General features: G+C 68.1%; 20 protein-coding genes. 11 read left to right on the top strand and 9 right to left on the bottom strand.

Annotated features, from left to right (window positions below):
* Nucleotides 1–47 precede the first annotated feature (47 nt).
* A complete protein-coding gene (locus tag OG885_RS23115) occupies nt 48–1,433 on the bottom strand; it encodes a serine hydrolase domain-containing protein (protein WP_405734582.1) in 1,386 nt (461 codons plus the stop codon).
* A gap of 61 nt (nt 1,434–1,494) precedes the next feature.
* Nucleotides 1,495–2,967, bottom strand: coding sequence for a replicative DNA helicase (gene dnaB, locus OG885_RS23110; protein ID WP_405734580.1), 1,473 nt, complete (start codon nt 2,965–2,967; stop codon nt 1,495–1,497).
* Nucleotides 2,968–3,425: 458 nt separating this feature from the next.
* Here dnaB and OG885_RS23105 point away from each other — a divergent pair, with 458 nt between their 5' ends.
* Nucleotides 3,426–4,763 (top strand): MATE family efflux transporter, encoded by a 1,338-nt coding sequence (locus OG885_RS23105; protein WP_405734578.1) that lies wholly within the window; start codon nt 3,426–3,428, stop codon nt 4,761–4,763.
* Nucleotides 4,764–4,983: 220 nt separating this feature from the next.
* On the opposite strand, the gene rplI is transcribed toward OG885_RS23105, so the two are convergent.
* The 4 genes from rplI to rpsF all read right to left on the bottom strand — a co-directional run bounded on the left by rplI (nt 4,984) and on the right by rpsF (nt 6,701).
* On the bottom strand, nt 4,984–5,430 hold the full coding sequence (gene rplI, locus OG885_RS23100) for a 50S ribosomal protein L9 (RefSeq protein ID WP_329337132.1): 447 nt from the start codon (nt 5,428–5,430) through the stop codon (nt 4,984–4,986).
* Between the two features lie 18 nt (nt 5,431–5,448).
* Nucleotides 5,449–5,685 carry a 30S ribosomal protein S18 gene (gene rpsR / locus OG885_RS23095; RefSeq protein WP_003949403.1) on the bottom strand — a complete coding sequence of 79 codons (237 nt, stop codon included), beginning with the start codon at nt 5,683–5,685 and terminating at the stop codon, nt 5,449–5,451.
* A 41-nt stretch (nt 5,686–5,726) separates the two neighbouring features.
* The gene (gene ssb, locus OG885_RS23090) at nt 5,727–6,329 is read right to left on the bottom strand and encodes a single-stranded DNA-binding protein (RefSeq protein WP_399953380.1); all 603 of its coding nucleotides are present in this window, start codon (nt 6,327–6,329) and stop codon (nt 5,727–5,729) included.
* Nucleotides 6,330–6,410: 81 nt separating this feature from the next.
* On the bottom strand, nt 6,411–6,701 hold the full coding sequence (gene rpsF, locus OG885_RS23085) for a 30S ribosomal protein S6 (protein ID WP_007383258.1): 291 nt from the start codon (nt 6,699–6,701) through the stop codon (nt 6,411–6,413).
* 264 nt (nt 6,702–6,965) lie between these two features.
* Here rpsF and OG885_RS23080 point away from each other — a divergent pair, with 264 nt between their 5' ends.
* The 3 genes from OG885_RS23080 to OG885_RS23070 all read left to right on the top strand — a co-directional run bounded on the left by OG885_RS23080 (nt 6,966) and on the right by OG885_RS23070 (nt 9,682).
* A complete protein-coding gene (locus OG885_RS23080; protein WP_329337130.1) occupies nt 6,966–7,283 on the top strand; it encodes a hypothetical protein in 318 nt (105 codons plus the stop codon).
* Between the two features lie 180 nt (nt 7,284–7,463).
* Nucleotides 7,464–8,585 (top strand): peptidoglycan bridge formation glycyltransferase FemX, encoded by a 1,122-nt coding sequence (gene femX / locus OG885_RS23075; protein WP_329337129.1) that lies wholly within the window; start codon nt 7,464–7,466, stop codon nt 8,583–8,585.
* A 65-nt stretch (nt 8,586–8,650) separates the two neighbouring features.
* Complete coding sequence (locus OG885_RS23070; RefSeq protein WP_405734574.1) at nt 8,651–9,682, top strand: alanine racemase; 1,032 nt, start codon at nt 8,651–8,653, stop codon at nt 9,680–9,682.
* Nucleotides 9,683–9,805: 123 nt separating this feature from the next.
* On the opposite strand, the gene OG885_RS23065 is transcribed toward OG885_RS23070, so the two are convergent.
* Both OG885_RS23065 and OG885_RS23060 read right to left on the bottom strand, forming a co-directional pair.
* Nucleotides 9,806–11,338 carry a glycosyltransferase family 87 protein gene (locus OG885_RS23065; protein ID WP_405734572.1) on the bottom strand — a complete coding sequence of 511 codons (1,533 nt, stop codon included), beginning with the start codon at nt 11,336–11,338 and terminating at the stop codon, nt 9,806–9,808.
* Between the two features lie 108 nt (nt 11,339–11,446).
* The gene (locus OG885_RS23060) at nt 11,447–14,056 is read right to left on the bottom strand and encodes a transglycosylase domain-containing protein (protein WP_405734570.1); all 2,610 of its coding nucleotides are present in this window, start codon (nt 14,054–14,056) and stop codon (nt 11,447–11,449) included.
* A 366-nt stretch (nt 14,057–14,422) separates the two neighbouring features.
* On the opposite strand from OG885_RS23060, the gene OG885_RS23055 reads away from it, so the two are divergent.
* The 4 genes from OG885_RS23055 to OG885_RS23040 all read left to right on the top strand — a co-directional run bounded on the left by OG885_RS23055 (nt 14,423) and on the right by OG885_RS23040 (nt 18,242).
* Nucleotides 14,423–15,112 (top strand): PadR family transcriptional regulator, encoded by a 690-nt coding sequence (locus OG885_RS23055; protein ID WP_405734568.1) that lies wholly within the window; start codon nt 14,423–14,425, stop codon nt 15,110–15,112.
* A 44-nt stretch (nt 15,113–15,156) separates the two neighbouring features.
* On the top strand, nt 15,157–16,239 hold the full coding sequence (locus OG885_RS23050; RefSeq protein ID WP_405734566.1) for an inositol-3-phosphate synthase: 1,083 nt from the start codon (nt 15,157–15,159) through the stop codon (nt 16,237–16,239).
* Nucleotides 16,240–16,336: 97 nt separating this feature from the next.
* Nucleotides 16,337–17,599 carry an MFS transporter gene (locus OG885_RS23045; RefSeq protein WP_405734564.1) on the top strand — a complete coding sequence of 421 codons (1,263 nt, stop codon included), beginning with the start codon at nt 16,337–16,339 and terminating at the stop codon, nt 17,597–17,599.
* A 124-nt stretch (nt 17,600–17,723) separates the two neighbouring features.
* On the top strand, nt 17,724–18,242 hold the full coding sequence (locus OG885_RS23040; RefSeq protein WP_405734562.1) for a hypothetical protein: 519 nt from the start codon (nt 17,724–17,726) through the stop codon (nt 18,240–18,242).
* 113 nt (nt 18,243–18,355) lie between these two features.
* On the opposite strand, the gene OG885_RS23035 is transcribed toward OG885_RS23040, so the two are convergent.
* Complete coding sequence (locus tag OG885_RS23035; RefSeq protein WP_405734560.1) at nt 18,356–19,798, bottom strand: CCA tRNA nucleotidyltransferase; 1,443 nt, start codon at nt 19,796–19,798, stop codon at nt 18,356–18,358.
* Between the two features lie 265 nt (nt 19,799–20,063).
* On the opposite strand from OG885_RS23035, the gene OG885_RS23030 reads away from it, so the two are divergent.
* From OG885_RS23030 to OG885_RS23020, 3 genes are all read left to right on the top strand, one after another.
* Nucleotides 20,064–22,436, top strand: coding sequence for a DUF6049 family protein (locus tag OG885_RS23030; RefSeq protein ID WP_405734558.1), 2,373 nt, complete (start codon nt 20,064–20,066; stop codon nt 22,434–22,436).
* 44 nt (nt 22,437–22,480) lie between these two features.
* Nucleotides 22,481–24,745, top strand: a complete 2,265-nt coding sequence (murJ, locus tag OG885_RS23025; RefSeq protein WP_405734556.1) for a murein biosynthesis integral membrane protein MurJ — start codon at nt 22,481–22,483, stop codon at nt 24,743–24,745.
* Between the two features lie 138 nt (nt 24,746–24,883).
* Nucleotides 24,884–26,602: a protein kinase family protein gene (locus OG885_RS23020; protein ID WP_405734554.1), complete on the top strand. Its 1,719-nt coding sequence runs from the start codon at nt 24,884–24,886 to the stop codon at nt 26,600–26,602.
* Nucleotides 26,603–26,624: the final 22 nt, after the last annotated feature.

The raw sequence follows: 26,624 nt of genomic DNA, 5'->3' as shown, positions 1-26,624 counted from the left end.
CGTGTAGCGCGGGGGCTTGTTTCACGTGAAACAAGCCCCCGCACCGCTCAACCGATGCCGCGCCATCCCTCCGGGTCCACCCCACCCGGCACAGGAGCCCCCTCGTCGTACGGCTCACGCGTGAACACGAACGACCCCAGGTCCAGGTGGCTCACGCTGCCGTCCGGCCGCCGTACGGCCCGTAGAAGCTCTCCGGCGTAGTAGCCCTCCAGCCCCGTCCAGGTGCCGCCACCGTTGGCGCGGAAGCGTGAGCGACGGCCACCGCCGGACAACGGCCCCATGGAGACTCCTCCCTCGGCGGTGAGCCGCAGGGCGAAGGCGTGCGTGCCCCAGTACCACTGCCCCGCCAACTCCAGGACGTCGGCGTCGACTTCGGGCAGCGGGCGCCACGGGTCGGGAATGCGCGGCTCGGCCTCGGCGACGATCCGGACGAGGTCGGCGCCCACGGAGGACAGCATCGGTCCGGAGGTGCAGTTGGTCAGCACCACCGCCGCGACATCGTCCGCCACGCTGATCGTGAGGTTGGCCAGGAACCCCGGCAGGGAACCGGAGTGCCCCACCAGCAGTCGGCCGTCCCGGTGCTGGATCTGCAACCCGAGGCCGTAGGAGGCACCGTCCACCACATCGGCGACCTCGGCCGGCGCGGCGGGCGTACGCATCTCCCGTACCGTCTCCGCGCTCAGTACCCGGTCGTCCCCGTTGGCCAGGAAGGCCGCGAACTTCGCCAAGTCTCCCGTCGTGGACCAGAGTTGGCCCGCCGCAGCCATCCTCTTCAGGTCCTCGGTGGGCTCTGGCAGCATCACGTCGGCCCAGGGGTGCACGGCCCAGCCGCCCGCATGGGGCGCCCGGGGCTGAGCGCTCGTACGGTCCAGGCCCAGGGGTTCGAGCACCTCACGCCGTAGCACCTCTTCCCACGGTGCCCCGCGCAGCTTCTCCACCAGGGCGCCCAGCAGGGTGTAACCAGGGTTCGAGTAATGATGGCGGCGGCCGGCCGGATGCAGGAAGGGCTGCTCGCCCAGGACGTCCGACAGTTCGGGACGCAGGGCGCCCGGGGTCCGCTCCCACCACGGCCCCGGTGACTCGGCCGCCAACCCGGCGGTGTGTGCGAGCAGTTCGGCGATGGTCGCCTCCCCCGCGCCGGTCCCCGGCACGTGCTTCTCCAGCGGGTCACCGAGGTCCAGCACGCCCTCGTCGCGCAACCGGAGCACGAGTACGGCGGTGAAGGTCTTGGTGATCGAGCCGATCCGGTACTGCACGTTCTCGTCCGGGCCGTGTCCGTCCACCGAGGTCCGTGAGCCGTGCCAGACGGCCCGGCCGCCCCGCACGACCGCCGCGACCAGCGACGGTGTCCGCCCTTCGGCCTGGGCCACGGCGATGCGGTGCAGCAGTGCGCGGCACGTGCCGGGGAGCAGCTCTTCCTGGGATGTCGTCATGGCCCCAGTCCACCCCGGCGAGTGCCGGGGCGTCGAGCTGATTTGGCGCGGGAGGGACGGCTCAGGTCTGGGCCATGTCCACGAAGCGGGAGTAGTGGCCCTGGAAGGCGACCGTGATCGTCGCTGTCGGGCCGTTACGGTGCTTGCCGACGATGATGTCCGCCTCGCCGGCGCGCGGCGACTCCTTCTCGTAGGCGTCCTCGCGGTGGAGCAGGATCACCATGTCCGCGTCCTGCTCGATGGAGCCGGACTCACGCAGGTCGGACACCTGGGGCTTCTTGTCCGTGCGCTGCTCGGGGCCACGGTTGAGCTGCGAGAGCGCGATCACCGGGACTTCGAGCTCCTTGGCGAGGAGCTTGAGGTTACGGGACATGTCCGAGACCTCCTGCTGACGGCTCTCGGATCGCTTGCCGGACTGCATCAGCTGGAGATAGTCGATGATCACGAGCTTGATGTCGTTGCGCTGCTTGAGCCGACGGCACTTCGCGCGGATCTCCATCATCGACAGGTTCGGGGAGTCGTCGATGTAGAGCGGTGCGGCCGACACCTCCGGCATCCGACGGGCCAGGCGTGTCCAGTCCTCGTCCGTCATGGTGCCGGACCGCATGTGGTGCAGGGCCACGCGCGCCTCGGCCGACAGCAGACGCATCGCGATCTCGTTGCGCCCCATTTCGAGGGAGAAGATGACGCTCGGCAGGTTGTTCTTGATCGACGCAGCCCGCGCGAAGTCCAGCGCCAGGGTGGACTTACCCATGGCGGGTCGGGCCGCGATGACGATCATCTGGCCCGGGTGCAGCCCGTTGGTGAGCGAGTCGAGGTCGGTGAAGCCGGTGGGCACACCGGTCATCTCGCCGGTACGGGAGCCGATCGCCTCGATCTCGTCGAGCGCGCCCTCCATGATGTCCCCGAGCGGGAGGTAGTCCTCGCTGGTGCGCTGCTCGGTGACCGCGTAGATCTCGGCCTGGGCGCGGTTGACGATCTCGTCGACGTCGTCGTCGGCCGCGTATCCCATCTGGGTGATGCGGGTGCCGGCTTCGACCAGCCGCCGCAGCACGGCCCGTTCATGGACGATCTCCGCGTAGTACTCGGCGTTTGCCGCCGTCGGAACCGTCTGGACGAGGGTGTGCAGATACGATGCGCCGCCGACCTTGTTGATCTCGCCGCGCTTGGTCAGCTCGGCGGCGATCGTGATGGGGTCGGCCGGCTCACCCTTGGCGTAGATGTCGAGGATGGCCTGGAAGATCGTCTCGTGGGCCGGCTTGTAGAAGTCATGGCCCTTGATGACCTCGACGACGTCGGCGATGGCGTCCTTGGACAGGAGCATGCCGCCGAGCACGGACTGCTCCGCGTCGAGGTCCTGCGGCGGCACCCGCTCGAACGAGGTGCCTCCGCCGTCCCATTCACCGTTCTCCCGGCCGCGGTCGTGCTGTTCGTCGCGGCCCCTGCCCCCCTCGCCGCGTCGGCGCGAGGCAGGCAGACGATCACTGGGACCGCTGTCGGCCCACGGATCGTCCAAGGGCTCGGAAATACTCACCGAGCCACCTCCTCCCGTCCGCCGAGCGGACCTCGCCGTGCGTCTCTTTCTACGGCACGGCACTGACAAATGAGAGGCCCAACTCCGTTTGTGGCGCGTCGGTTTTGTGATGGTTTCCCGGCCGACGGATGGAGCGGGCGCCGGACCACCGTAGGCCCGTCGGCACCGTCAGCCAATCTGGTTATCCACAGGCCATGTGGACGACGGCCCGGATGCTGTGGAGAACTCCGCAAAACCTGTGCACGACCCGGTGGACAGCCCTGTGAACAAGCTCGCCCTTCTTCCGAGAGACCCACCCTGACCTGCATACTTCCCATCCACCGGCTGTGCAGAAGAAAAACTTTCCCAGTCGGACCAAGATCAGATCGAACGAGCCGCGCAAGCGTGCCGCACAAGACACCAAGTAAGGGTCTCTAATCAATTGCATCCATTACCTGTGGACGATTAGATTGGTGCTCATGACACACGCTCCCGCGACCTCGCGCGCCGCCCGGCGCCAGCACGACCGAGAGATCGTCGCCCTGGCCGTCCCGGCCTTCGGCGCGCTTGTCGCCGAGCCACTCTTCGTCCTGGCGGACAGCGCGATCGTGGGCCATCTCGGCACCGCACAACTCGCGGGTCTGGGCGTCGCCTCGGCCCTCCTCGTGACCGCCGTCAGCGTCTTCGTCTTTCTCGCCTACGCCACCACAGCGGCTGTCGCCCGGCGGGTCGGCGCCGGTGACCTCCAGTCCGCCATCCGGCAGGGCATGGACGGCATCTGGCTGGCGCTCCTGATCGGCGCCGCGGTCGTCGCCGTCGTCCTGCCCACGGCGCCCGCCCTGGTGGAGCTCTTCGGTGCCTCGGACACGGCCGCTCCGTACGCGACCACGTATCTCCGGATCTCCTCCCTCGGCATCCCGGCCATGCTTATCGTTCTCGCCGCGACCGGAGTTCTGCGGGGCCTGCAGGACACGAAGACTCCCCTCTACGTCGCCATCGGTGGCTTCGTCGCCAACGCGGTCCTGAACGTGGGCCTGGTCTACGGCGCCGACCTCGGCATCGCCGGCTCCGCCTGGGGCACCGTCATCGCCCAGTGCGGCATGGCGACCGTCTACCTCGCGGTGGTCGTCCGCGGAGCCCGAGCCCACGGCGCCTCTCTGCGTCCCGACGCGGCGGGCATCCGAGCCTCGGCTCAGGCCGGCGTCCCCCTGCTCGTCCGAACGCTCTCGCTCCGGGCCATCCTGATGATCGCCACCGCGGTCGCGGCCCGTCTCGGCGACGCCGACATCGCGGCGCATCAGATCATCCTGTCCCTGTGGAGCCTCCTCGCCTTCGCCCTGGACGCCATCGCCATCGCGGGGCAGGCCATCATCGGCCGCTACCTCGGTGCGGGCGACGCCCAGGGCGCACGCGAGGCATGCCGCCGCATGGTGCAGTGGGGGATCGCGGTCGGCGTGATACTCGGCCTGCTGGTGGTCGTGACCCGACCCGTGTTCCTGCCCCTGTTCACCAGTGACCCCGTAGTGAAGGATGCCGCGCTGCCCGCATTGCTCGTCGTGGCACTCTCCCAGCCGATCTGCGGAATCGTGTTCGTCCTGGACGGCGTACTGATGGGTGCAGGAGACGGGCCATACCTGGCATGGGCGATGGTGCTCACGCTGGCGGTCTTCACGCCCGTGGCTCTGCTGGTACCGGTGCTCGGCGGTGGCCTGACCGCCCTGTGGGGAGCCATGACGCTGATGATGGCTGTTCGCATGCTGACCCTGTGGCTGCGCGCTCGTTCCGGGCGCTGGATCGTCACGGGCGCGACCCGCTGACGTTTCCCATGAAAACGACGCTCGATGCTGGCTCGTTTCACGTGAAACACGCCCTCCTGGGATGTCAGCCCGCGATATTTCGCTTCACATGAAGCATGCCGGTCCGGGACGTTTCACGTGAAACACCGAGAGACGCCAAGCCGCTCGACTCGGGCGAACAAGAGGGGCCGTACCCAGTGGGTACGGCCCCTCTCACAACTGCTCAAGCCGAGCGCAGCGGTCAGGCCGCGACGACCTCGATGCTGACCTTGGCGGCAACCTCGGGGTGCAGACGCACGGACGTCTCGTGGGCGCCCAGGGTCTTGATCGGCGAACCGAGCTCGATGCGACGCTTGTCGACCTCGGGGCCACCGGAAGCCTTGATCGCCGAGGCGATGTCGGCCGGGGTGACGGAACCGAAGAGACGACCAGCGTCGCCGGAGCGCACGGCCAGACGGACCTTGACGGCCTCGAGCTGGCCCTTGACCTGGTTGGCCTGCTCGATGGTCTGGATCTCGTGGATCTTGCGAGCACGACGGATCTGCTCGACGTCCTTCTCGCCACCCTTGGTCCAGCGGATAGCGAACTTCCGCGGGATCAGGTAGTTGCGAGCGTAACCGTCCTTGACGTCGACGACGTCGCCAGCGGCACCGAGGCCAGAGACCTCGTGGGTGAGGATGATCTTCATGAGTCGGTCACCCTTCCCTTATCGCGCGGTGGACGTGTAGGGCAGCAGCGCCATCTCACGGCTGTTCTTGACGGCCGTGGCGACGTCACGCTGGTGCTGCGTGCAGTTGCCGGTCACGCGGCGGGCACGGATCTTGCCGCGGTCGGAAATGAACTTCCGCAGCATGTTCGTGTCCTTGTAGTCCACGTACGTGACCTTGTCCTTGCAGAAAGCGCAGACCTTTTTCTTAGGCTTGCGCACAGGCGGCTTCGCCATGGTGTTTCTCCTGTGTGATCAAGAAGTGGGGATACGAGCCCTTAGAAGGGGGGCTCGTCCGAGTAGCCGCCGCCCTGCTGGCCGCCGCCGGAGTTTCCACCCCAGCCGCCGCCACCGCCGCCGCCCTGGTTGCCACCGGCGGGAGCGCCGGTAGCCCACGGGTCGTCGGCGGGAGCACCGCCGCCGCCCTGCTGGCCGCCGCCGGAGTTTCCACCCCAGCCGCCGCCACCCTGGCCGCCACCGCCGCCGTAACCACCCTGGCCACCTCGGCCGGCACCGCCGGCGGTCTTGGTGACCTTGGCCGTGGCGTTCTTCAGGCTGGCGCCGACTTCCTCGACGTCCAGCTCGTAGACCGTGCGCTTGACGCCCTCACGGTCCTCGTAGGACCGCTGCTTCAGCCGGCCCTGCACGATGACGCGCATGCCTCGCTGGAGCGACTCCGCGACGTTCTCCGCCGCCTGACGCCAGACCGAGCAGGTCAGGAACAGGCTCTCGCCGTCCTTCCACTCGTTCGTCTGACGGTCGAAGGTGCGGGGGGTGGACGCGACACGGAACTTCGCGACCGCCGCACCGGAGGGGGTGAAGCGCAGCTCGGGGTCGTCGACAAGATTGCCGACGACCGTGATGACGGTCTCGCCTGCCATGGGGGTACCTCTCGGCGGGTTTGCTGCTCTGGCTGCTTGGTTGCTGCTACTCGAATCCCGAGATCAGCTGAGCGGGAGAGCTCAGTGGGTCTCGGGGCGGAGGACCTTGGTCCGGAGGACCGACTCGTTCAGGTTCAGCTGGCGGTCGAGCTCCTTGACGACCGCAGGCTCGGCCTGCAGGTCGATGACCGAGTAGATGCCCTCGGGCTTCTTCTTGATCTCGTACGAGAGACGACGACGGCCCCAGGTGTCGACCTTCTCGACCTTTCCGTTGCCCTCACGGACGACGGAAAGGAAGTTCTCGATCAGGGGGGCGACAGCGCGCTCCTCCAGATCGGGGTCGAGGATGACCATCACCTCGTAGTGACGCATGTGGAACCCACCTCCTTTGGACTCAGCGGCCACGGTCGTTCCGTGGCAGGAGGGTCGTGATGCGTACGCAACGGTATCGGCCGCCACTGACAATCGGGGCTTCCTCGCGGTAGTCCCGGTCGTGACATGGGCAGACACCAGTGCAGACGGTACAGACTACCCGCACACCGGCTTCCGGTTGAAATCCGGCCGCCAGGACCGACAATCTGTACACATCGGGTGTGTATGGCGCTACGATGCGCCGCCTTCCGCAGGAGGTGCCCTATGGCACAGGCAATGCGACCCAACACCGCCGTCGGAGGCCTTTTCGCCACGGACGGAAAACCCCACCCTCTCCAGGACTCGCTGCTCGCGGTGACCCTGGTGCTGGGGATCTTGGCTTTCGTCACGGCGATGTTCCACAACCTCCACCTGCTCAGCTCCTGGGCCGGCCTGGTGGGGATCTGCACCGGCGCGTACGGCCAGTGGATCTCGGAGACGACCCGTGAGCGCTTCGGACTGATCCTCGGCCTCGGCGCCTCGGCGGTCGGCTTCTTCCTCGGCATGGCCCACGGCGGCCTCTTCGGCGGCTGGATCAGCTGACGCCAGGGACACCGTCCTCTTCACATCACCCAGAAGCACCACGGAACACCTCGGCGGCCCTCGAGCCGGGGCGCAGGTTCCGTACGCCCAGTCGGGGCGCTCGCTGGGCGCAGTAGGCTTCGGCGCGAGAGCCGGAGCCCCTGTACCCATGGGGACACACCAGCCCGAGGAGCGCCCCGAATGAGCCTGACCCTGAGGACGATCAGCCGCGAGCAGCATCTGGCGTACATCCAGAGCCTGCCGGCGGCTAGCCACATGCAGGTTCCGGCCTGGGCAGACGTCAAGGCGGAGTGGCGCTCGGAGAGCCTCGGCTGGTTCGACGACAAGACCGGCGACATGGTCGGCGCGGGCTTGGTCCTCTACCGCCAACTGCCCAAGATCAAGCGCTATCTGGCCTATCTGCCCGAGGGCCCGGTCATCAACTGGTTCGCGCCGAATCTGACCGACTGGCTGGAACCGATGCTCGCCCACCTCAAGCACCAGGGCGCTTTCTCCGTGAAGATGGGCCCGCCGGTGATCATCCGGCGCTGGGAGGCCACCTCCATCAAGGCGGGCATCCAGAACCCCGACGTGAAGCGACTGCGCGACATCGAGGCCGACTTCATCGAGCCGCGTGCCTTCGAGGTCGCCGACAAGCTCCGTCGTATGGGCTGGCAGCAGGGCGAGGACGGTGGCGCGGGCTTCGGTGACGTCCAGCCTCGTTACGTCTACCAGGTGCCGCTGGCGAACCGCTCCCTGGAAGAGGTCCACAAGAACTTCAACCAACTGTGGCGCCGCAACATCAAGAAGGCCGAGAAGGCCGGCGTCGAGGTCGTCCAGGGCGGCTACCACGACCTTGAGGAGTGGCAGCGGCTGTACGAGATCACGGCCGTGCGCGACCACTTCCGGCCCCGCCCGCTGTCGTACTTCCAGCGCATGTGGACGGCCCTCAACACCGAGGACCCCAACCGCATGCGGCTGTACTTCGCCCGCCACAACGGCGTGAACCTGTCGGCGGCGACGATGCTGATCGTCGGTGGGCATGTCTGGTACTCCTACGGTGCCTCCGACAACATCGGCCGTGAGGTCCGGCCCTCGAACGCGATGCAGTGGCGCATGCTGCGCGACGCCTACGCGCTCGGCGCGACCGTCTACGACCTGCGCGGCATCTCCGACTCGCTGGACGAGACCGACCACCTCTTCGGCCTGATCCAGTTCAAGGTCGGCACCGGTGGTCAGGCCGCCGAGTACCTCGGCGAGTGGGACTTCCCGCTCAACAAGCTGCTCCACAAGGCGCTCGACATCTACATGTCGCGCCGCTGAGACACCACAATTTGCTTTCACACCTCTGATACACCGCAGCCACGAGAAAGGTTCCAGGTCCGGCCATGGCGCTCACGCTCTACGTCGACACCGCGCGCTGGCGTGCGCACCACAAGCACGTGCAGGACCAGTTCCCAGGGCTCGTCCCGGTCTGCAAGGGCAACGGCTACGGCTTCGGGCACGAGCGGCTGGCCGAGGAGGCCACCCGGCTCGGCTCGGACGTCCTCGCCGTCGGCACGACGTACGAGGCCGCGCGCATCAAGGACTGGTTCGGCGGTGACCTGCTGGTGCTGACGCCGTACCGGCGCGGTGAGGAGCCCGTGCCGCTGCCCGACCGCGTCATCCGCTCGGTGTCGTCGATCGACGGGGTCTACGGCCTCGTGGGCGCCCGGGTGGTCATCGAGGTGATGTCCTCGATGAAGCGGCACGGCATCAGCGAGCAGGATCTGCCGCAGCTGCACGCCGCCATAGAGAACGTCCGCCTGGAGGGCTTCGCCATCCATCTGCCGCTCGACCGCACCGACGGCTCGGACGCCGTCGAGGAGGTCATCGGCTGGATGGACCGACTGCGCGCGGCGCGTCTGCCGCTGCACACGATGTTCGTCAGCCACCTCAAGGCCGAGGATCTGGCCCGGCTCCAGCAGCAGTTCCCGCAGACCCGTTTCCGCGCGCGGATCGGCACGCGGCTGTGGCTGGGCGACCATGAGGCCACCGAGTACCGCGGGGCCGTCCTGGACGTCACGCGCGTGGCCAAGGGCGACCGCTTCGGCTACCGGCAGCAGAAGGCGGCCTCGGACGGCTTCCTGGTCGTTGTGGCGGGCGGTACGTCGCACGGGGTGGGCCTGGAGGCCCCCAAGGCGCTGCACGGCGTCATGCCGCGCGCCAAGGGTGTCGCCCGCGCGGGCCTCGCCACGGTGAACCGGAACCTTTCTCCGTTCGTCTGGGGCGGCAAGCAGCGCTGGTTCGCGGAGCCGCCGCACATGCAGGTGTCGATCCTGTTCGTGCCCTCCGACGCCGCCGAGCCGAAGGTCGGCGAGGAGCTGGTGGCCCATCTCCGGCACACCACCACGCAGTTCGACCGCATCGTCGACCGCTGAGCGTCGTACCGACGACCGCTGAGCGACGTACCCACCGGCTGAAGAGCCGCACACAGACAGCCGAAAGGCCGTACACGGGCCCCCGTGTACGGCCTTTCGCGTGACTGCCTAGGCACTGTTCGCTCAGAGCGAACGGTCCGAAGGGGCAGGTGAATCGCCCCAGCGGTCCGAGGGAGCGGCCCGGTCGCCCCACTCCACCTGCGGCCCGCCGAAGTGGGCGGCGTGGCGCGGGGGATGAGCCGCGGGGCCCAGGACGAACACGTCCTCCGCGCCGTCGAGCACGCCTCCCGAGGGATCGTCGTCGCCGGCCCGACGAACCACGTCCCGCTCCGGCATCCAGATGTCACGGACGACCACGGCACACAGGTACAGCGTCCCGAGCAGATGCAGGCCGATGGCCCAGTGGTAGCCCTCCTGGGGCAGGCCCTTGTGGGCGTCCCCGCTGGTCGTGTACGCGAGGTACATCCAGATGCCCAGGAAGTACGCCACCTCGCACGCCTGCCAGATGAGGAAGTCCCGCCACTTGGGCCGGGCCAGCACGGCCAGCGGCACCAGCCACAGGACGTACTGCGGCGAGTAGACCTTGTTGGTGAGGATGAACGCCGCGACGATCAGGAAGGCCAGCTGGGCGAAGCGCGGCCGTCGCGGGGCGGTCAGCGTGAGCGCGGCGATACCGACGCAGCTCAGCAGGACCAGCAGCGTGGCGAGCGTGTTGACGGTGTCGGTGCTCAGCGGGTCGGACGAGTTCTGCGCCAGGATCAGCCAGAAGGAACCGAAGTCGACGCCTCGCTCCTGGCTGAATTCGTAGAACTTCACCCAGCCGTCCCAGGCGAGCAGCATCACCGGCAGGTTCACGACGAGCCAGGAGACCGCGGCGCCACCCAACGCCTTCCCGAAGTCCCGCCACTTGCCGGCGCGCCAGCAGAGCACGAACAGTGGGCCGAGCAGGAAGACGGGATAGAGCTTGGCGGCCGTGGCGAGGCCCAGCAGGACGCCGAACGCGAGCGAACGGCCCCGGGACCACATCAGCATCGCGGCGGCCGTCAGGGAGACCGCCAGGAGGTCCCAGTTGATGGTGGCCGTGAGCGCGAACGCGGGGGCCAGGGCGACCAGCAGACCGTCCCAGGGGCGCCGGGCGTGCGTACGGGTCACACAGACGGCGATGACGGCCGCGCAGGCCATCAGCATCCCCGCGTTGACCATCCAGTACCACTGTTCCTGGTCCTGGATGCTGCCGCTGCCCGGTGTGAGCCAGGCCGCCACTTCCATGAACACACCGGTCAGCACCGGGTATTCGAGGTACTCCATGTCGCCGTTGAGCTTGTCGAAGTACGGCACGAGCCCATCGGCGAAGCCGCGCCCCGCGTAGAGGTGCGGGATGTCCGAGTAACAGGCGTGCGTGTACTGCGAGCTGGCGCCGAAGAACCAGCCGCCGTTGTAGCAGGGCGCCTTCTGGATCAAGCCGAGGGCGAACATACCGATCGCCACCAGCGCGATGATCCGCACGGGAGTCCACCAGGACGTCCCGAGCAGGGCGCGCCGCCCGATGGGACCACCGATCAGCTCACTGCCACTCGCGGCGATCTCGTCGTCCCTGGTCGGCTGCACCGGGTCCTGCTCGTGCACGCTCGCTTGCGTGGATTCTGCACTGGGCATGGGGCACATCCTGCCGTACCTGCCTAGGAATACGCCGAGGGCCGCCGCACCTGGTAGGTACGACGGCCCATGTTTCACGTGAAACACCCTCGGCGGGCGATAGGGAGGCTAACCGGACGATCCGCCGAAGATGCCTCCATTGCCGTTGCCTCTGGTGGTGTCTGTCTCGGTGGCTGTCGGTGTGGAGGTCACGCCTCCGTCCGTGCCGCCGGTGTCCGTACCGCCGGTCTCCGAGCACTGCCAGCTGAACTTGCAGGACTCGCTCGGCGAGGGCGAGGGAGAGGTCAGGGTCGGCGTAGGCGTGGGGCTCGGCGTCGGGCTTGCCGTCTCGCTCGGCGTCGCGGTGACGGACGGCGTCGGAGACGGTGCGCCCACCTCATCCTGGATCTCACCGATCTTCTCGGCGTCCGGGAAGCCGGTGTCGCTGTCGTTCTTGAGAGCGGCCTTCATGTACTCGGTCCAGATCGACGTCGGGATGTCACCACCGTGGATGGACTCCACACCCGCCGTGCCGTTCATGGACAGCAGCTTGCCCTTCTTCGGGTCCTCTCGGAACATCGCGACCGACGTCGAGAGCTGCTGGGTGTAACCGACGAACCAGGCCGACTTGTTGCTGTCGGTGGTACCGGTCTTGCCGGCCGCCGTACGGCCCAGGGCCAGCGCGTTCTTACCCGTACCGTTCTTGATCACGTTCTCGAGGGTGTCCGTGACGTTGTTCGCCACGTTCTCGGGCATCGCCAGGGTGACCTTCGGCTTGCTGAAGCCTGGGACGTCCTGGCCGTTCTGCTTGACGCCGGTCACCGAATACGGGTCGGCGTGCTTACCGGAGGCGGCGAACGTCGCGTAGGCATCCGCCATGCGGATGGCGCTGGGGGTGGACGTACCGAGGGCGAAGGAGGGGTTGATGTCGGCGAAGGTGCTCTTCAGGATGCCGGACTTCTCAGCCACGCTCGCGACGTTACCCAGCCCCACATCCACACCGAGCTGCACGAACGGCGTGTTGATGGACTGCTCCATCGCCTTGCGCAGACTGATGTAGCCCCAGGGATAGTCGCTCTCGTTCTCCTGGTAGAACGTCGAGTTGTCCTTGCGCAGGTAGTAGGAGCCGTCCGGCTTCCGGACCTTCAGATGGTCGTTGCCGTTGTACTTGCTCAGCGGCGAGACTCCGACGTCCGGGTCCTTGTACGTCCCGTACTCCATGGCCGCTGCGAGGACGAACGGCTTCCACGTCGAACCGACGGGCACACCCGAGGTGTCCGCGTTGTTGTTGAAGTGGTCGTTCTCGTAGCCCGCACCGCCGTACAGCGCGACGATCGCACCGTCCTTGGGCCGCACCGACGCCGCGCCGAACTGGACGTGCTTGTCCTTCTCCCGCTTGTCCGGGTCGATGTTCTCCTTCTCGATCTTTTTGACGGCCGTCGCGAGCGCGTTGACCTTGCTCTTCTCGAACGTCGTGTAGATCTGGTACCCGCCCTTGTCGAAGTCGGCCCGCGAGATCTTCGAGTGGGACAGCACGTATTTCTTGGCCGTGTCGACGAGGTAGCTGATCTGGCCGGTCATGCCCTTGGTCGCCTTGAGGCCCTGGGGCGTGGGGTACTTCTTGATGGCCGTCTGGTACTTGGCGTCCGTCAGATGCTTGTCGTCGTGCATCTGCTCCAGGATCCAGCCCCAGCGTTCCCGGGAGCGCTTGAGGTTGGCGTCCTTGGTCGCCGAGGGGTCGATGCTCGTGTTGTCGATGGGGTCGTAGTACGTCGGGCCCTTGAGCAGCGCGGCGAGGAAGGCGCACTGGGAATCGGTGAGGTCCTCGGCGTCCTCGCCGTAGTAGGTCTGCGCGGCGGCCTGGATGCCGTAGGCGCCGCGACCGTAGTACGAGGTGTTCAAGTAGCCCTGGAGGATCTCGTCCTTCGTGAGCTTCGTCCCCACCTTTATGGAGATGAACATCTCCTTGAACTTCCGGGAGACCGTCTGTTCCTGGCTCAGGTAGGTGTTCTTCACGTACTGCTGGGTGATGGTCGAACCACCCTGTGTGTCACCGCCGCGCGCCATGTTGGCGAGCGCTCGCGCGATACCCATGGGGTCCACGCCGGAGTCGGTGTAGAAGCTCTTGTTCTCAGCCGAGATCACGGCCCACTGCATGGCCTTGGGGATCTTGGAGATGTCGACGTTCTGCCGGTTGGCGCCGCTACCCGTGGCAACCATCTGGCTGCCGTCTTCCCAGTAGTAGACGTTGTTCTCGGACTTCGCCGCGGCGTTCTCACTGGGGATGCTCACCATGGCGTAGCCGATGCCCGCGATGGCGACCAGGCTGCCGAAGAAGGCGAGGCTGAGCCCGGAGACGAGTCTCCAGGAGGGTACCCAGCGCTGCCAGCCGTACTTGCCGGCGCGCGGGTAGTCGATGAACCGGTTCTTGGTGGAGGCGGTGGCTCGGCCGCGTCCAGGGCCGGTGGAGCCGCGGCGCGCGCCACGGCCCGTGGGTTCGGGGGCTCTGCGCCGACTGCCCCCGCTTCTCTGTGCCGCGCGGCGGGCGTCGGCGCGGCCGCCGTACGGCCGCTCCTCTGCCTCCGACTCGTGTGAACCCGACCCGTACGCGTCGGAAGGAGATCCGGTGGCGCCACGCGGTGCCGCACGGCGGCCGGAGGACGAGCCGGACTGGCCGCGTCGGGCCGCGGCACGTCCGCCTCCCTGCGGCTGCGGCGGTTTGCGACGGTGCTCGCTCATCGAACGACTACTCCTCGGGCAGGCGCACCTTTGCGCGCCTGGAAACGGCGGCTGCTGGTTTCCGGTCCCCCCGAAGTACGGATGTGGTCGCTTTCGCATTCACCCGTACTGCACCGAGGACGACGACGCCCCCAGGCGTCACTCGGTTCCCGGTGGTGTGCATGCCGCACAGACTACGCACCGTCAAAACCCGCCTAGCCCCGAAGTTCACCCCAAATCAGGCAACTTGCCTGCAACGAATCGGTGATGTGATCCCGTTCACCGTCTCCGCACTTGTCGCATGCGGAAGGCCGTTCTATCGTCGTGATGTATCGAGTCGATACATCAGAGCGACATAAGCGAGCCGAAGACCGAGAGGAGGCGACCATGAGCCGGCGTTCCGGGATCCTTGAGTTCGCCGTACTCGGTCTGCTGCGCGAGTCCCCGATGCACGGCTACGAGCTGCGCAAACGACTCAATACGTCACTGGGTGTGTTCCGTGCGTTCAGCTACGGCACGCTCTACCCCTGCCTCAAGACGCTGGTCACCAACGGCTGGTTGATCGAGGAGCCGGGGAACGCTCCTGAGGACGCACTCGCCGCATCACTCGCGGGGCGTCGCGCCAAGATCGTCTATCGGTTGACGGCGGAAGGTAAGGAGCACTTCGAGGAACTGCTCTCCCAGACGGGCCCCGACGCGTACGAGGACGAGCACTTCGCCGCGCGTTTCGCCTTCTTCGGACAGACGTCGCGCGATGTGCGCGTGCGTGTGCTGGAGGGCCGCCGCAGCCGGCTGGAGGAGCGCCTGGACAAGATGCGCGTGTCGTTCGCGCGCACCCGGGAGCGCCTCGACGACTACACGCTTGAGCTCCAGCGCCACGGAATGGAGTCCGTGGAGCGCGAAGTGCGCTGGCTGAACGAGCTCATCGAGAGCGAGCGGGCCGGACGGGACCTTCGTGGTTCCACCGGGGGGCCCGCTCAGTCCTCTCAGCAGAACAACACCACTGGAGCGACGGGCAACCTGCCACGGCCCGGGGACACCCCCCGGACCGATCTGCCCGACGACACCGCCACGTGAGCGCCCAGTCAGGGCCTCACTCATACACACAGGGAGCAACCGGAATGGGTTCGGTCCGCGTAGCCATCGTTGGCGTGGGCAACTGCGCCGCGTCGCTGGTCCAGGGAGTCGAGTACTACAAGGACGCCGACCCGGCGACCAAGGTCCCCGGCCTCATGCACGTCCAGTTCGGCGACTACCACGTCGGTGACGTCGAGTTCGTCGCCGCCTTCGACGTCGACGCGAAGAAGGTCGGCCTCGACCTCTCGGACGCCATCGGTGCCAGCGAGAACAACACCATCAAGATCTGCGACGTCCCGAACAAGGGCGTCACGGTCCAGCGCGGTCACACGCTCGACGGTCTCGGTAAGTACTACCGCCTGACCATCGAGGAGTCCGCCGAGGAGCCGGTCGACGTCGTCCAGATCCTCAAGGACAAGCAGGTCGACGTTCTCGTCTGCTACCTGCCCGTCGGCTCCGAGGACGCGGCGAAGTTCTACGCCCAGTGCGCCATCGACGCCAAGGTCGCCTTCGTCAACGCCCTCCCGGTCTTCATCGCCGGCACCAAGGAGTGGGCGGACAAGTTCACCGAGGCGGGCGTCCCGATCGTCGGCGACGACATCAAGTCGCAGGTCGGCGCCACCATCACGCACCGTGTGATGGCGAAGCTGTTCGAGGACCGCGGTGTCCGTCTTGAGCGCACCATGCAGCTCAACGTCGGCGGCAACATGGACTTCAAGAACATGCTGGAGCGCGACCGCCTCGAGTCCAAGAAGATCTCGAAGACGCAGGCCGTCACCTCGCAGATCCCCGACCGCGACCTGGGCGAGAAGAACGTCCACATCGGTCCCTCGGATTACGTGGCCTGGCTCGACGACCGCAAGTGGGCCTACGTCCGCCTCGAGGGCCGTGCCTTCGGTGACGTCCCGCTGAACCTGGAGTACAAGCTCGAGGTCTGGGACTCCCCGAACTCCGCGGGTGTCATCATCGACGCCCTGCGCGCCGCGAAGATCGCCAAGGACCGCGGCATCGGCGGCCCGATCCTGTCGGCGTCCTCGTACTTCATGAAGTCCCCGCCGGTCCAGTACTTCGACGACGAGGCCTTCGCCAACGTCGAGAAGTTCATCAAGGGTGAAGTCGAGCGCTAAAGCTCACCATCGCTCAAGAACGCTCCTGCCAGGGCTGTGTCGAGGGTCCCCGGGTTGTACCGCCCGGGGGCCCTTCCCGTATGTGAGGCTGTGCCCCATGGCCGTCGTCCGTGACCTGCGCGTCCTGCTGCGCTTCCAGGGCTTCAGACGTCTGCTCTCCGTACGCCTGCTCTCCCAGGGCGCCGACGGCGTCTTCCAGGTCGCGCTCGCCGCGTACGTCGTCTTCTCCCCGGAGAAACAGACCTCGGCCGCCGCCATCGCCTCCGCGATGGCCGTACTCCTGCTCCCCTACTCTCTGGTGGGCCCCTTCGCCGGCGTCCTGCTGGACCGCTGGCGCCGCCGCCAGGTCTTCCTCTACGGCAACCTGGTGCGCGCGGCGATGGCCTCGGCGACCGCCGTCCTCATGGTCAGCCACGCGCCGGACTGGCTCTTCTACGCCTCCGCCCTGTGCGTCACCGCCGTCAACCGCTTCGTCCTGTCCGGACTCTCCGCCGCACTGCCCCGCGTGGTCGACGACGAACGACTGGTCGTCGCCAACTCCCTCTCCCCGACGGCCGGCACGCTCGCGGCGACCGCAGGCGGCGGTCTCGCCTTCGTCGTACGGCTGTTGGTGGCGGACTCCGACGCGGCCGTGGTGCTCCTGGGGGCGCTCCTGTACCTGTGCGCCGCGCTGGCGTCACTGCGTATCCCCAAGGAACTGCTCGGCCCCGACCGCGCAGTGGCGCACCCCGGTCTCACGGCGGCCCTCTCCGGCACCGCTCGTGACCTTGCGGCGGGCGTCCGCCATCTCACCGGAGCACCGCGCCGGGAGGCCGCCTGGGCGCTCGCCGCGATGACGCTGATGCGCTTCTGCTACGGCGCCCTGCTGGTCATGCTGCTGATGCTGTGCCGGTACGAGTTCTCCGCGACGACCGATGACGGACTCGCCCTGCTGGGGCTGGCGTTGGGCATCTCGGGCGGCGGCTTCTTCGTGGCGGCCGTGGTGACGCCCTGGGCGGCGGGGCGTCTCGGGCCCGGCCGCTGGATCGTCGTGTGCGCGGCAGCCGCAGCGGTCCTGGAGCCTGCGCTGGGCCTCCCCTTCTCCGTCGCGCCGATGCTCGTGGCGTCCTTCGTCCTGGGCCTGACCACGCAGGGCGCGAAGATCGCGACGGACACGCTCGTGCAGTCCTCCGTCGACGACGACTTCCGGGGCCGGATCTTCTCCGTCTACGACGTGCTGTTCAACATCGCCTTCGTGGGTGCTGCCGGCGTCGCCGCCCTGATGCTGCCGCCGGACGGTCGCTCTGTGGTGTTGGTGATAACAGTGGCCGTTATCTACGGGGCAGTTGCGGTGGCTATGGCCCGCTTTGAGCGCCAGTAAGTGTCACATCAATGCCACAGAGTCCCCCTCGAGTACAAGGCTGTCAGTGGGTGCCGGTAACTTACGTGCGTCTTACTCGCGCCGCATTGCGCATCACTCACCCATGTTCTAGGGGGACCCCCAAGTGTCTACTCCGCCGCCCCAGGGCCAGAACCCGTTCGCCCAGGGCCAGCAGCCCTACGGCCAGCCCCAGGCTCAGGCCCCGTACCCGCCCCAGGACGGCAACCCCTACGCCCAGGGCCAGCAGCCGGGCTTCCCGCAGCAGGGCGGCGTCCCCTACGCGCCGGTCCCGCCGGAGCAGCCCAAGCGCAAGCTCAGCTTCAAGACGATCAAGAACATAGTCATCGTCGTGGCCGTCGCCGGTATCGCCATCGGCGGCTACATCTCCAGCCGTGACGACGCCAACACCGCGTCGGTCGGCGACTGCATGCACCGCGGCAGCACCAACGACAACGACCCGGACCTCGAGGTCGTCGACTGCAGCTCCTCGAAGGCCCAGTTCACGGTGCTGGCCAAGATCGAGGGCACGTTCAGCGGCACCCTTGCCGAGACCAAGTGCACGGCCGAGGCCAAGGACTTCCAGTACACCTACACCGAGTCCGGTGACGGCACCGACTTCCTGCTCTGCCTCAAGGACAAGTAGTAGCTCCTGCGATATCGCAGACAGCGCGAGGGGCGACGTTTCACGTGAAACGTCGCCCCTCGATGCTTTCCAGGGGTCATGTTTCACGTGAAACATGACCCCGTTTCACACTCTCAGCTCTGCTCCGCCCACCACTCCTTGAGCGCCTCGGCCGCAGCCTCCTCGCCCATCGGGCCGTTCTCCAGGCGCAGTTCCAGGAGGTGTTTGTATGCGCGGCCGATGGCCGGGCCCGGGGTGATGCCCAGGATCGCCATGATCTGGTTGCCGTCCAGGTCCGGGCGGATGGCGTCCAGTTCCTCCTGCTCCTGGAGTTGGGCGATGCGCTCCTCCAGGCCGTCGTACGCACGCGAGAGCGCCGTCGCCTTGCGCTTGTTGCGGGTCGTGCAGTCGGAGCGGGTCAGCTTGTGGAGGCGGTCGAGGAGCGGGCCGGCGTCACGGACGTAGCGGCGGACCGCGGAGTCCGTCCATTCTCCGGTGCCGTAACCGTGGAAGCGCAGGTGGAGTTCGACCAGGCGGGAGACGTCCTTCACCAGGTCGTTGGAGTACTTCAACGCCGTCATGCGCTTCTTGGTCATCTTCGCGCCGACCACCTCGTGGTGGTGGAACGAGACCCGGCCGTCCTTCTCGAAGCGACGCGTGCGGGGCTTGCCGATGTCGTGGAGGAGGGCGGAGAGGCGGAGGACAAGGTCGGGGCCGTCCGACTCCAGCTCCATTGCCTGCTCCAGGACGATCAGCGTGTGGTCGTAGACGTCCTTGTGGCGGTGGTGCTCGTCGCGCTCCAGACGGAGAGCAGGGAGTTCGGGCAGGACGCGGTCCGCGAGGCCCGTGTCAACCAGCAGGGTCAGCCCCTTGCGCGGGTTCGCGGACAGGATCAGCTTGTTCAGCTCGTCCCGGACCCGCTCGGCGGAGACGATCTCGATCCGTCCGGACATCTCCTTCATCGCGGTGACGACCTCCGGCGCCACCTCGAAGTCGAGCTGCGCGGCGAACCGCGCTGCCCGCATCATCCGCAGCGGATCGTCGGAGAAGGACTCCTCGGGCGTGCCAGGAGTACGCAGCACCCGCTTCGCGAGGTCTTCACGGCCCCCGTGCGGGTCGATGAACTCCTTCTCCGGGAGCGCGACGGCCATCGCGTTCACGGTGAAGTCCCGCCGGACGAGGTCCTCCTCGATGGAGTCGCCGTACGACACCTCAGGCTTGCGCGAGGTCCGGTCGTACGCCTCCGACCGATAGGTCGTCACCTCGATCAGATAGCCATCCTTCTGTGCGCCCACCGTGCCGAAGGCGATGCCGACCTCCCATACGGCGTCCGCCCACGGGCGCACGATCTTCAGTACGTCCTGCGGGCGCGCGTCGGTCGTGAAGTCCAGGTCGTTGCCGAGCCGGCCCAGCAGCGCATCCCGGACCGAGCCGCCGACCAGGGCGAGGGAGAACCCGGCCTCCTGGAAACGGCGGGCAAGATCGTCGGCGACAGGGGCAACCCGGAGCAGTTCACTGACCGCGCGGTGCTGCACCTGGCTCAGGGCGCTGGGCTTGTCTTCGTTGGCGTTCGGCACAACAGAAAAGGGTACGTGGCCCCGGCCACCGTGAGCGCCTCCATTAAATCTGCACAGGCCGATCCGCGGGGCTGCGGGCAAGGACCGCCTGCCGGTCGCACGGATTCGCTCCCCTTTATACGCACACATACAGGACGGTCCGGCCCTGTCCGCCGATCTTGTGGAGCAGTCCGCGGCACTTCCCCTCAGCGCGCATCGTTACCATGCGTGGACGCACATTGCGACGACCACTGACGACCACTGACGACGAGGGACGGGCGAGCGCGTGGCCGAGGCGGCAGACTTCCAGGGGATGAGTCCCTCACCTGCCCGCCGGTGGCTGCGGCGCACGGGAGCACTGCTCGCCGGAGCGCCTCTGCTGGCCGGACTGCTGCAGCTGCCCGCCGCCGAGCCCGCGAACGCCGCGTCGGGCTCCAGCACCGTGTCCGTGGACATCAACACGCTCACCCCCAGCGTCCCCACGGACGGCGACACGGTGACCGTGTCCGGGACCGTGACCAACGACGGCAAGCAGACGGTCACGGACGCCCAGGTGGACCTCCGCGTCGGCCCCGAGCTCAGCACCCGCTCGGACGTCGACGGCGTCGCCCAGCGGACCGACTTCCAGCCAGGCCTCGACGGCACCATCGTCGGCGGCAAGTACATCGAGAAGTTCTCCAAGCTGGCACCCGGCGTCGCCCAGACCTTCAGCATCTCCGTCCCGGTCGACGAGCTGGACCTCGGCTCGGACGGCGTCTACCAGCTCGGGGTCTCCCTGACCGGTGAGACCTCCGCACAGCAGTGGCAGCAGGTTCTCGGCATCCAGCGGACGTATCTGCCCTGGCAGCCCGAGGACGCCGACACCACGACGAAGACGGCGGTCCTGTGGCCGCTGATCTCCACCGCCCACATGACGGCGGAGACCGGGTCGAACGAAGAACAGACGCCGGTCTTTCTCAACGACGACCTGGCCAAGGAGATCTCGGCGGGCGGCCGGCTGGAGCAGATGCTCTCGCTGGGCAAGTCCCTGGACGTCACCTGGGTGATCGACCCGGACCTGCTGGCCTCGGTCGACGCCATGACCGGTACCTATCGCGTCGAGTCGGGCAACACCACCGTGGCGGGCACGCACCAGGCGGTCGCCAAGCAGTGGCTGGCCGAGCTTCAGGACGCGGTGACGGACAAGGAGGTCGTCGCGCTGCCCTTCGCCGACCCCGACCTCGCCTCCCTCGCCCACAACGGCACGACCGTCACCGGCTCCCTGAGCCACCTCAAGGAAGCCACCGACGTCGCGGCCACCACGGTGCAGACGCTGCTCCATGTGACGCCGGACACCGACTTCGCCTGGCCCGTGAACGGCGCTGTCGACCCGTCGATCGTCAAGGTCGCCACCTCCGCGGGCGCCGACAAGGTGATCGCGCGCAGCGACAGCCTGGAGGAGACCGCCGGCCTGCCGTACACACCCTCCGCGGCCCGCCCCATCGGTGGCGGCACAACCGCGGTGGTCGCCGACGCACGGCTGTCCACGGCCTTCCAGGGCGACCTGACCTCAGCCTCAGCCTCCACCCTCGCCGTGCAGAAGTTCCTCGCCTCGAGCCTGGCGCTGAACCAGCAGGTGGACAAGCAGCGCAGCATCGTCGTCGCCCCGCAGCGCACGCCGACGACGAGCCAGGCGCAGGCGATGGCCGCCGCTGTGGCCGCCCTCCAGGGCGGCAACTGGACACAGACCCAGGACCTGACGTCGGCGGCCGCCTCGAAGCCGGACGCGAGCGCCACCACCAAGGTCCCGTCGGCCTCCGCCTACCCTGCCAAGCTGCGCAAGCAGGAGCTGTCCAAGCCCGCCTTCGAGCAGATCGCGGCTGTACAGGACAAGCTCGACCGGTTCAAGGTGATCCTGACCGACCAGTCCCGCGTGGTGACCCCCTTCGGGCGGGCCATGAACCGTGAGATGTCGACGTCGTGGCGCGGCCGTGCCGCCGAGGCGCAGAGCTACCGCGACGGTGTGCGGAACTACCTCGACAGGCTGACCAACCAGGTCAAGCTGATCGACAAGTCCGAGGTCAAGCTCTCCGGGCGCAGCGCGACGATCCCCGTGACCGTGCAGAACAACCTGGTGCAGGGCGTCGACCACCTCGTCCTGCGGCTCACCTCCACGAGCCCGACGCGTCTGAAGATCGGCGACGACGACTACGAGGAACAGCAGGTCACCGTCAACGGCGGACACAGCCAGACGGTGAAGTTCACCACCTCGGCCCAGGCCAACGGCCAGGCGGAGGTCGTCGCCCAGCTGTTCACCGAGGACGGCCAGGCGTACGGCGACCCGGTCCGGTTCAAGGTGAGGGTCACCGAGTTCACGGCCACCGTGATGCTGGTCATCGGCGGCGGCTTCCTCCTCCTCGTCCTGGCCGGTTTCCGGATGTACAAGCAGCGCAAGCGCGCTGCCGAGCGGGAGGCCGACGAAGGCGGGTCCGGGGATCACGATGCGGCCGACGAGCCGACGGACGGCCCGGAGAACCCCGAAGGCCCTGATGACCGTCTCCCGGAGGAGTCCGGCACCCGGGCCGGGGCAGACGACCCGCAGCAGCCGAGTGACCTGACACCGGACACCGCAGCGGAAAGCACCGGCCCGTCCGGCACGGGTGAGAGAGTGGACCGTTGAGGATGTCGTGGCCGGTGGGCCCGGGACGATGAGGTGGGGTAACCATGAACGCGCCGTACGACGGTGACCGCGGCCAGGCCGCGGGCGGCTCGGGCCACCCCGAGGGCCCGCCGCCCGAGCACGGCCAGGTACCGCCGCAGCCCCCCGCGGACATGTACCTCCAGGACGCCTACGACCAGGACCCCTATCGGGCGCAGGACCTCTCCGCCCAGGACCCGGTCGCCGAGGCGCTCTACGACCGCGCCGCGCACCCCCCGCCGCCCCCGGGCACGTACCAGCCGCAGCAGCCGCTGTACGCCCAGCCCCAGCAGTCCCCGTACGCCCCCGACCCGCATGTGTGGGCGCAGACTCCGGCGCCCGAGCCGGACGGGGCGACCCAGTACCTGCCGTACGGCGACGACCCGCGCAACACGCAGTACGTGGGGGTGGACGACCTCGTCACGCACTCCGCCGAGGAGCGCCACGAGCCGGACGCCTTCGCCCACCTCTTCCGCGACCAGCAGCAGGGCGGTCAGCAGCCGTACCAGCCCCCGTCGGTACCGGCTCCGTCCCCGGCCCCGAGCCCCGTACCGGGTGCCGAGCCCCCGATGCCGCCGTCCGCGGACCGGACCATGAACCTGGGCACCGCCCCCGTCCCGCCTCCGTCCTCGCCGGCTCCGGCCGCTGCCGCGAAGAAGGGCGGAAAGGCCGGCGGACTGCTGAAGTCCAGTGCGGTGATGGCGGCGGGCACGATGGTGTCGCGGCTCACGGGGTTCATCCGGTCGGCGTTGATCGTGGCAGCGCTGGGCACGGCTTTTCTGGGCGACGCCTTCCAGGTGGCGTACCAGCTGCCGACCATGATCTACATCCTCACCGTCGGTGGCGGTCTCAACTCCGTCTTCGTCCCCCAGCTCGTGCGCGCCATGAAGGAGGACGACGACGGCGGTGAGGCGTTCGCCAACCGGCTGCTGACGCTCGTCATGGTCGCGCTCGCCGCGCTCACGGCCATCGCGATGTTCGCGGCGCCGCTCCTGGTGCGCGCTCTGTCGAACCCCGTCGCGACCAACCCTGCCGCGAACGACGTCGCCATCACCTTCAGCCGCTACTTCCTGCCCTCGATCTTCTTCATGGGCATCCACGTGGTGATGGGGCAGGTCCTCAACGCCCGCGGCAAGTTCGGCGCGATGATGTGGACCCCGGTCCTCAACAACGTCGTCATCATCGTGACGTTGGGGATGTTCCTCTGGGTGTACGGCACCGCCAAGCACTCCGGCATGGACGTCGCCACCATCCCACCGGAGGGCCAGCGCCTCCTCGGCATCGGCATCCTGCTCGGCCTGGTCGTCCAGGCCCTGGCGATGATCCCGTACCTGCGCGAGACCGGCTTCAAGCTGCGGCTGCGTTTCGACTGGAAGGGCCACGGCCTCGGCAAGGCGGCCATGCTCGCCAAGTGGACGATCCTGTTCGTCCTCGCCAACCAGGCGGGCGCCCTCGTCGTCACCCAGCTGGCCACCGGGGCGGTCGCCGACACCAAGATCGCCGGTACCGGGTTCAGCGCCTACGCCAACGCCCAGCTGATCTGGGGTCTACCGCAGGCCATCATCACCGTGTCCCTCATGGCCGCGCTGCTTCCCCGCATCTCGCGTTCCGCGGCGGAGGACGACGCCGGCGCCGTCCGTGACGACATCTCCCAGGGGCTGCGCACGACCGCGGTCGCGATCGTGCCCCTGGCGTTCGGTTTCGTCGCACTCGGCATCCCGATGTGCACCCTGATCTTCGGCTCGTCCGGCACCGGCGCCGCCACGAACATGGGCTACATGCTGATGGCCTTCGGCCTCGGCCTGATCCCCTACTCCGTGCAGTACGTCGTCCTGCGCGCGTTCTACGCCTACGAGGACACCCGCACCCCCTTCTACAACACGGTCATCGTGGCGGCCGTCAACGCCGCCGCGTCCGCCGCCTGCTACTTCGTCCTCCCGGCGCGCTGGGCGGTCGTCGGCATGGCCGCCTCGTACGGTCTGGCCTACGCCATCGGCGTCGGGGTCGCCTGGAGCCGACTGCGCAAGAAGCTGGGCGGCGACCTGGACGGTGTCCGTGTCATGCGGACCTACGCCAGGCTCTGCATCGCCTCGGTGCCGGCCGCGATCCTCAGCGGCGCGGCCTGCTACGGCATCGCACAGGCCCTCGGCCAAGGCGTCATCGGCTCCTTCGCCGCCCTGATCGTCGGCGGCGCGGTCCTGCTCGGGATCTTCTTCGTGGCAGCCCGCAAGATGCGTATCGAGGAGCTGAACTCCCTGGTCGGCATGGTGCGCGGACGGCTGGGGCGCTGATAAGGGGGTACGCGCACAACCATCGTCCGCCACCGTGTGTCGTGCATAGCGGCGGACTGTGGGCACAATTGGTCTCGGCGTCGGACGGCGCGCACGGATGTCGGTCGGCGCGCAAGGAATGGGGAGGCAGGAACGACGGTGGCGGAACGGAGCACGGCTGCCGTCGACGTGGCAGACAACAGCGGCGATGAGCCGCTGACCGCACAGGCGGACCAGTCCACGGCCGACGGGGTGGCCACAAACCGGGAGCGGGACACGGACAACGAAGAGGCACAGGGGAGTGGCGGGACCGAGGGTCCCGGGAAGGCCTCACCGCCCGAGCTGCACAGCGGCCACAAGCTCGCCAGACGCTACCGGCTCGAGGAATGTGTCACCCGGCTGGACGGCTTCAGCAGTTGGCGCGCGGTCGACGAGAAACTCCGTCGCGCCGTCGGTGTGCACATCCTGCCGGCCGACCACTCACGGGCCCGTTCCGTCCTGGCAGCGGCCCGTTCCTCCGCGCTGCTCGGTGATCCGCGTTTCGTCCAGGTCCTGGACGCCGTCGAGGAGAACGACCTCGTCTACGTCGTCCACGAATGGCTGCCCGACGCCACCGAGCTGACGGCGCTCCTGGCCCCCGGGCCGCTGGAGCCGCACGACGCGTACCAGATGGTCAGTCAGGTCGCCTCCGCCATGGCCGCCGCCCACCGTGAGGGCCTCGCGCATCTGCGCCTGAACCCGAACGCGGTCCTGCGGACCTCCAGCGGCCAGTGGCGCATCCGCGGCCTCGCTGTGAACGCCGCGCTGCGCGGCATCACTTCCGAGACCCCTCAGCGCACGGACACCGAGGCCATCGGCGCGCTGTTGTACGCGGGCCTGACCCAGCGCTGGCCGTACGAGGACGACGCCTACGGTCTGTCCGGGCTGCCCAAGGACATCGGACTGATCCCGCCCGACCAGGTGCGGGCGGGTGTCCACCGCGGGCTGTCCGAGCTGTCGATGCGCGCGCTCGCCAACGACGGCGCGACCGCTTCCCGCCACGAGTCGGCGTGCATCACGCCCGAGGAGTTGGTGAAGGCGATCGGCGAGATGCCCCGCATCCGCCCGCCGGAGCCCGCGTTCACCGCGCCGCCCGAGTATCAGCGCACGACGTACCAGCAGGGCACGTACGGCCGTCCGGCGCCGCATCCCGGCGTCACCCAACCGCTGCCGTCTCCTCCGCCTCCGTTGCAGAGCCGCACCGGCAAGGCCCTCAAGTGGGCCGTGTCGGCGCTCCTCATCGCCGCCCTGGGCCTGGGCAGCTGGCAGTTGGCGGACGCCCTCATGGAGCAGAACAACAAGTCCGAGGACACCAACCAGACGCAGACCACGGACGACAACGACAAGAGCGGCGACAAGGCCAAGCCGGTCAAGACGCTCAGCATCGCCGACGCCCGGGAGTACGTCGCGAGCGGTGACGCACAGGCCCCGGGCGACGTGAAGCTGACGTATGACGGCGACAGCTCCACGTACTGGCGCACCAAGCGCTACAACGACGGCCCGACGCTCGCCCCGTACAAGCCGGGTGTGGGCATCGTGTACGACCTCGGCTCGGCCCAGAAGGTCTCGGCCTCCTCGATAGGGCTCCGGTACGACGGCAACGACACGACCGTGAAGCTCTACGCCGCCGACTCCCTGTCCCCCTCCTCCGGCATCGGCGGGATGACGGAGATCGGAACCGCCACCACGAGCGGCAAGTCTCTTACGGTGAAGGCGTCGAAGTCGGTCAAGACGCGGTACGTGCTGCTGTGGATCACGGCCGTGCCGTACGCGCCGACGGACGGCTACAGCGGCTCGGGCTACAAGCAGGCGGTCACCGACGTGACGTTCAAGGGCTGAGCGCACCACATCCCAGGGGAGG

This window comes from Streptomyces sp. NBC_00028 (assembly GCF_045041065.1).
Taxonomy (GTDB): Bacteria; Actinomycetota; Actinomycetes; order Streptomycetales; family Streptomycetaceae; genus Streptomyces.
The sequence above is the reverse complement of the archived record's forward strand: the minus strand, read 5'-3'. Positions and strand labels throughout refer to the sequence as shown.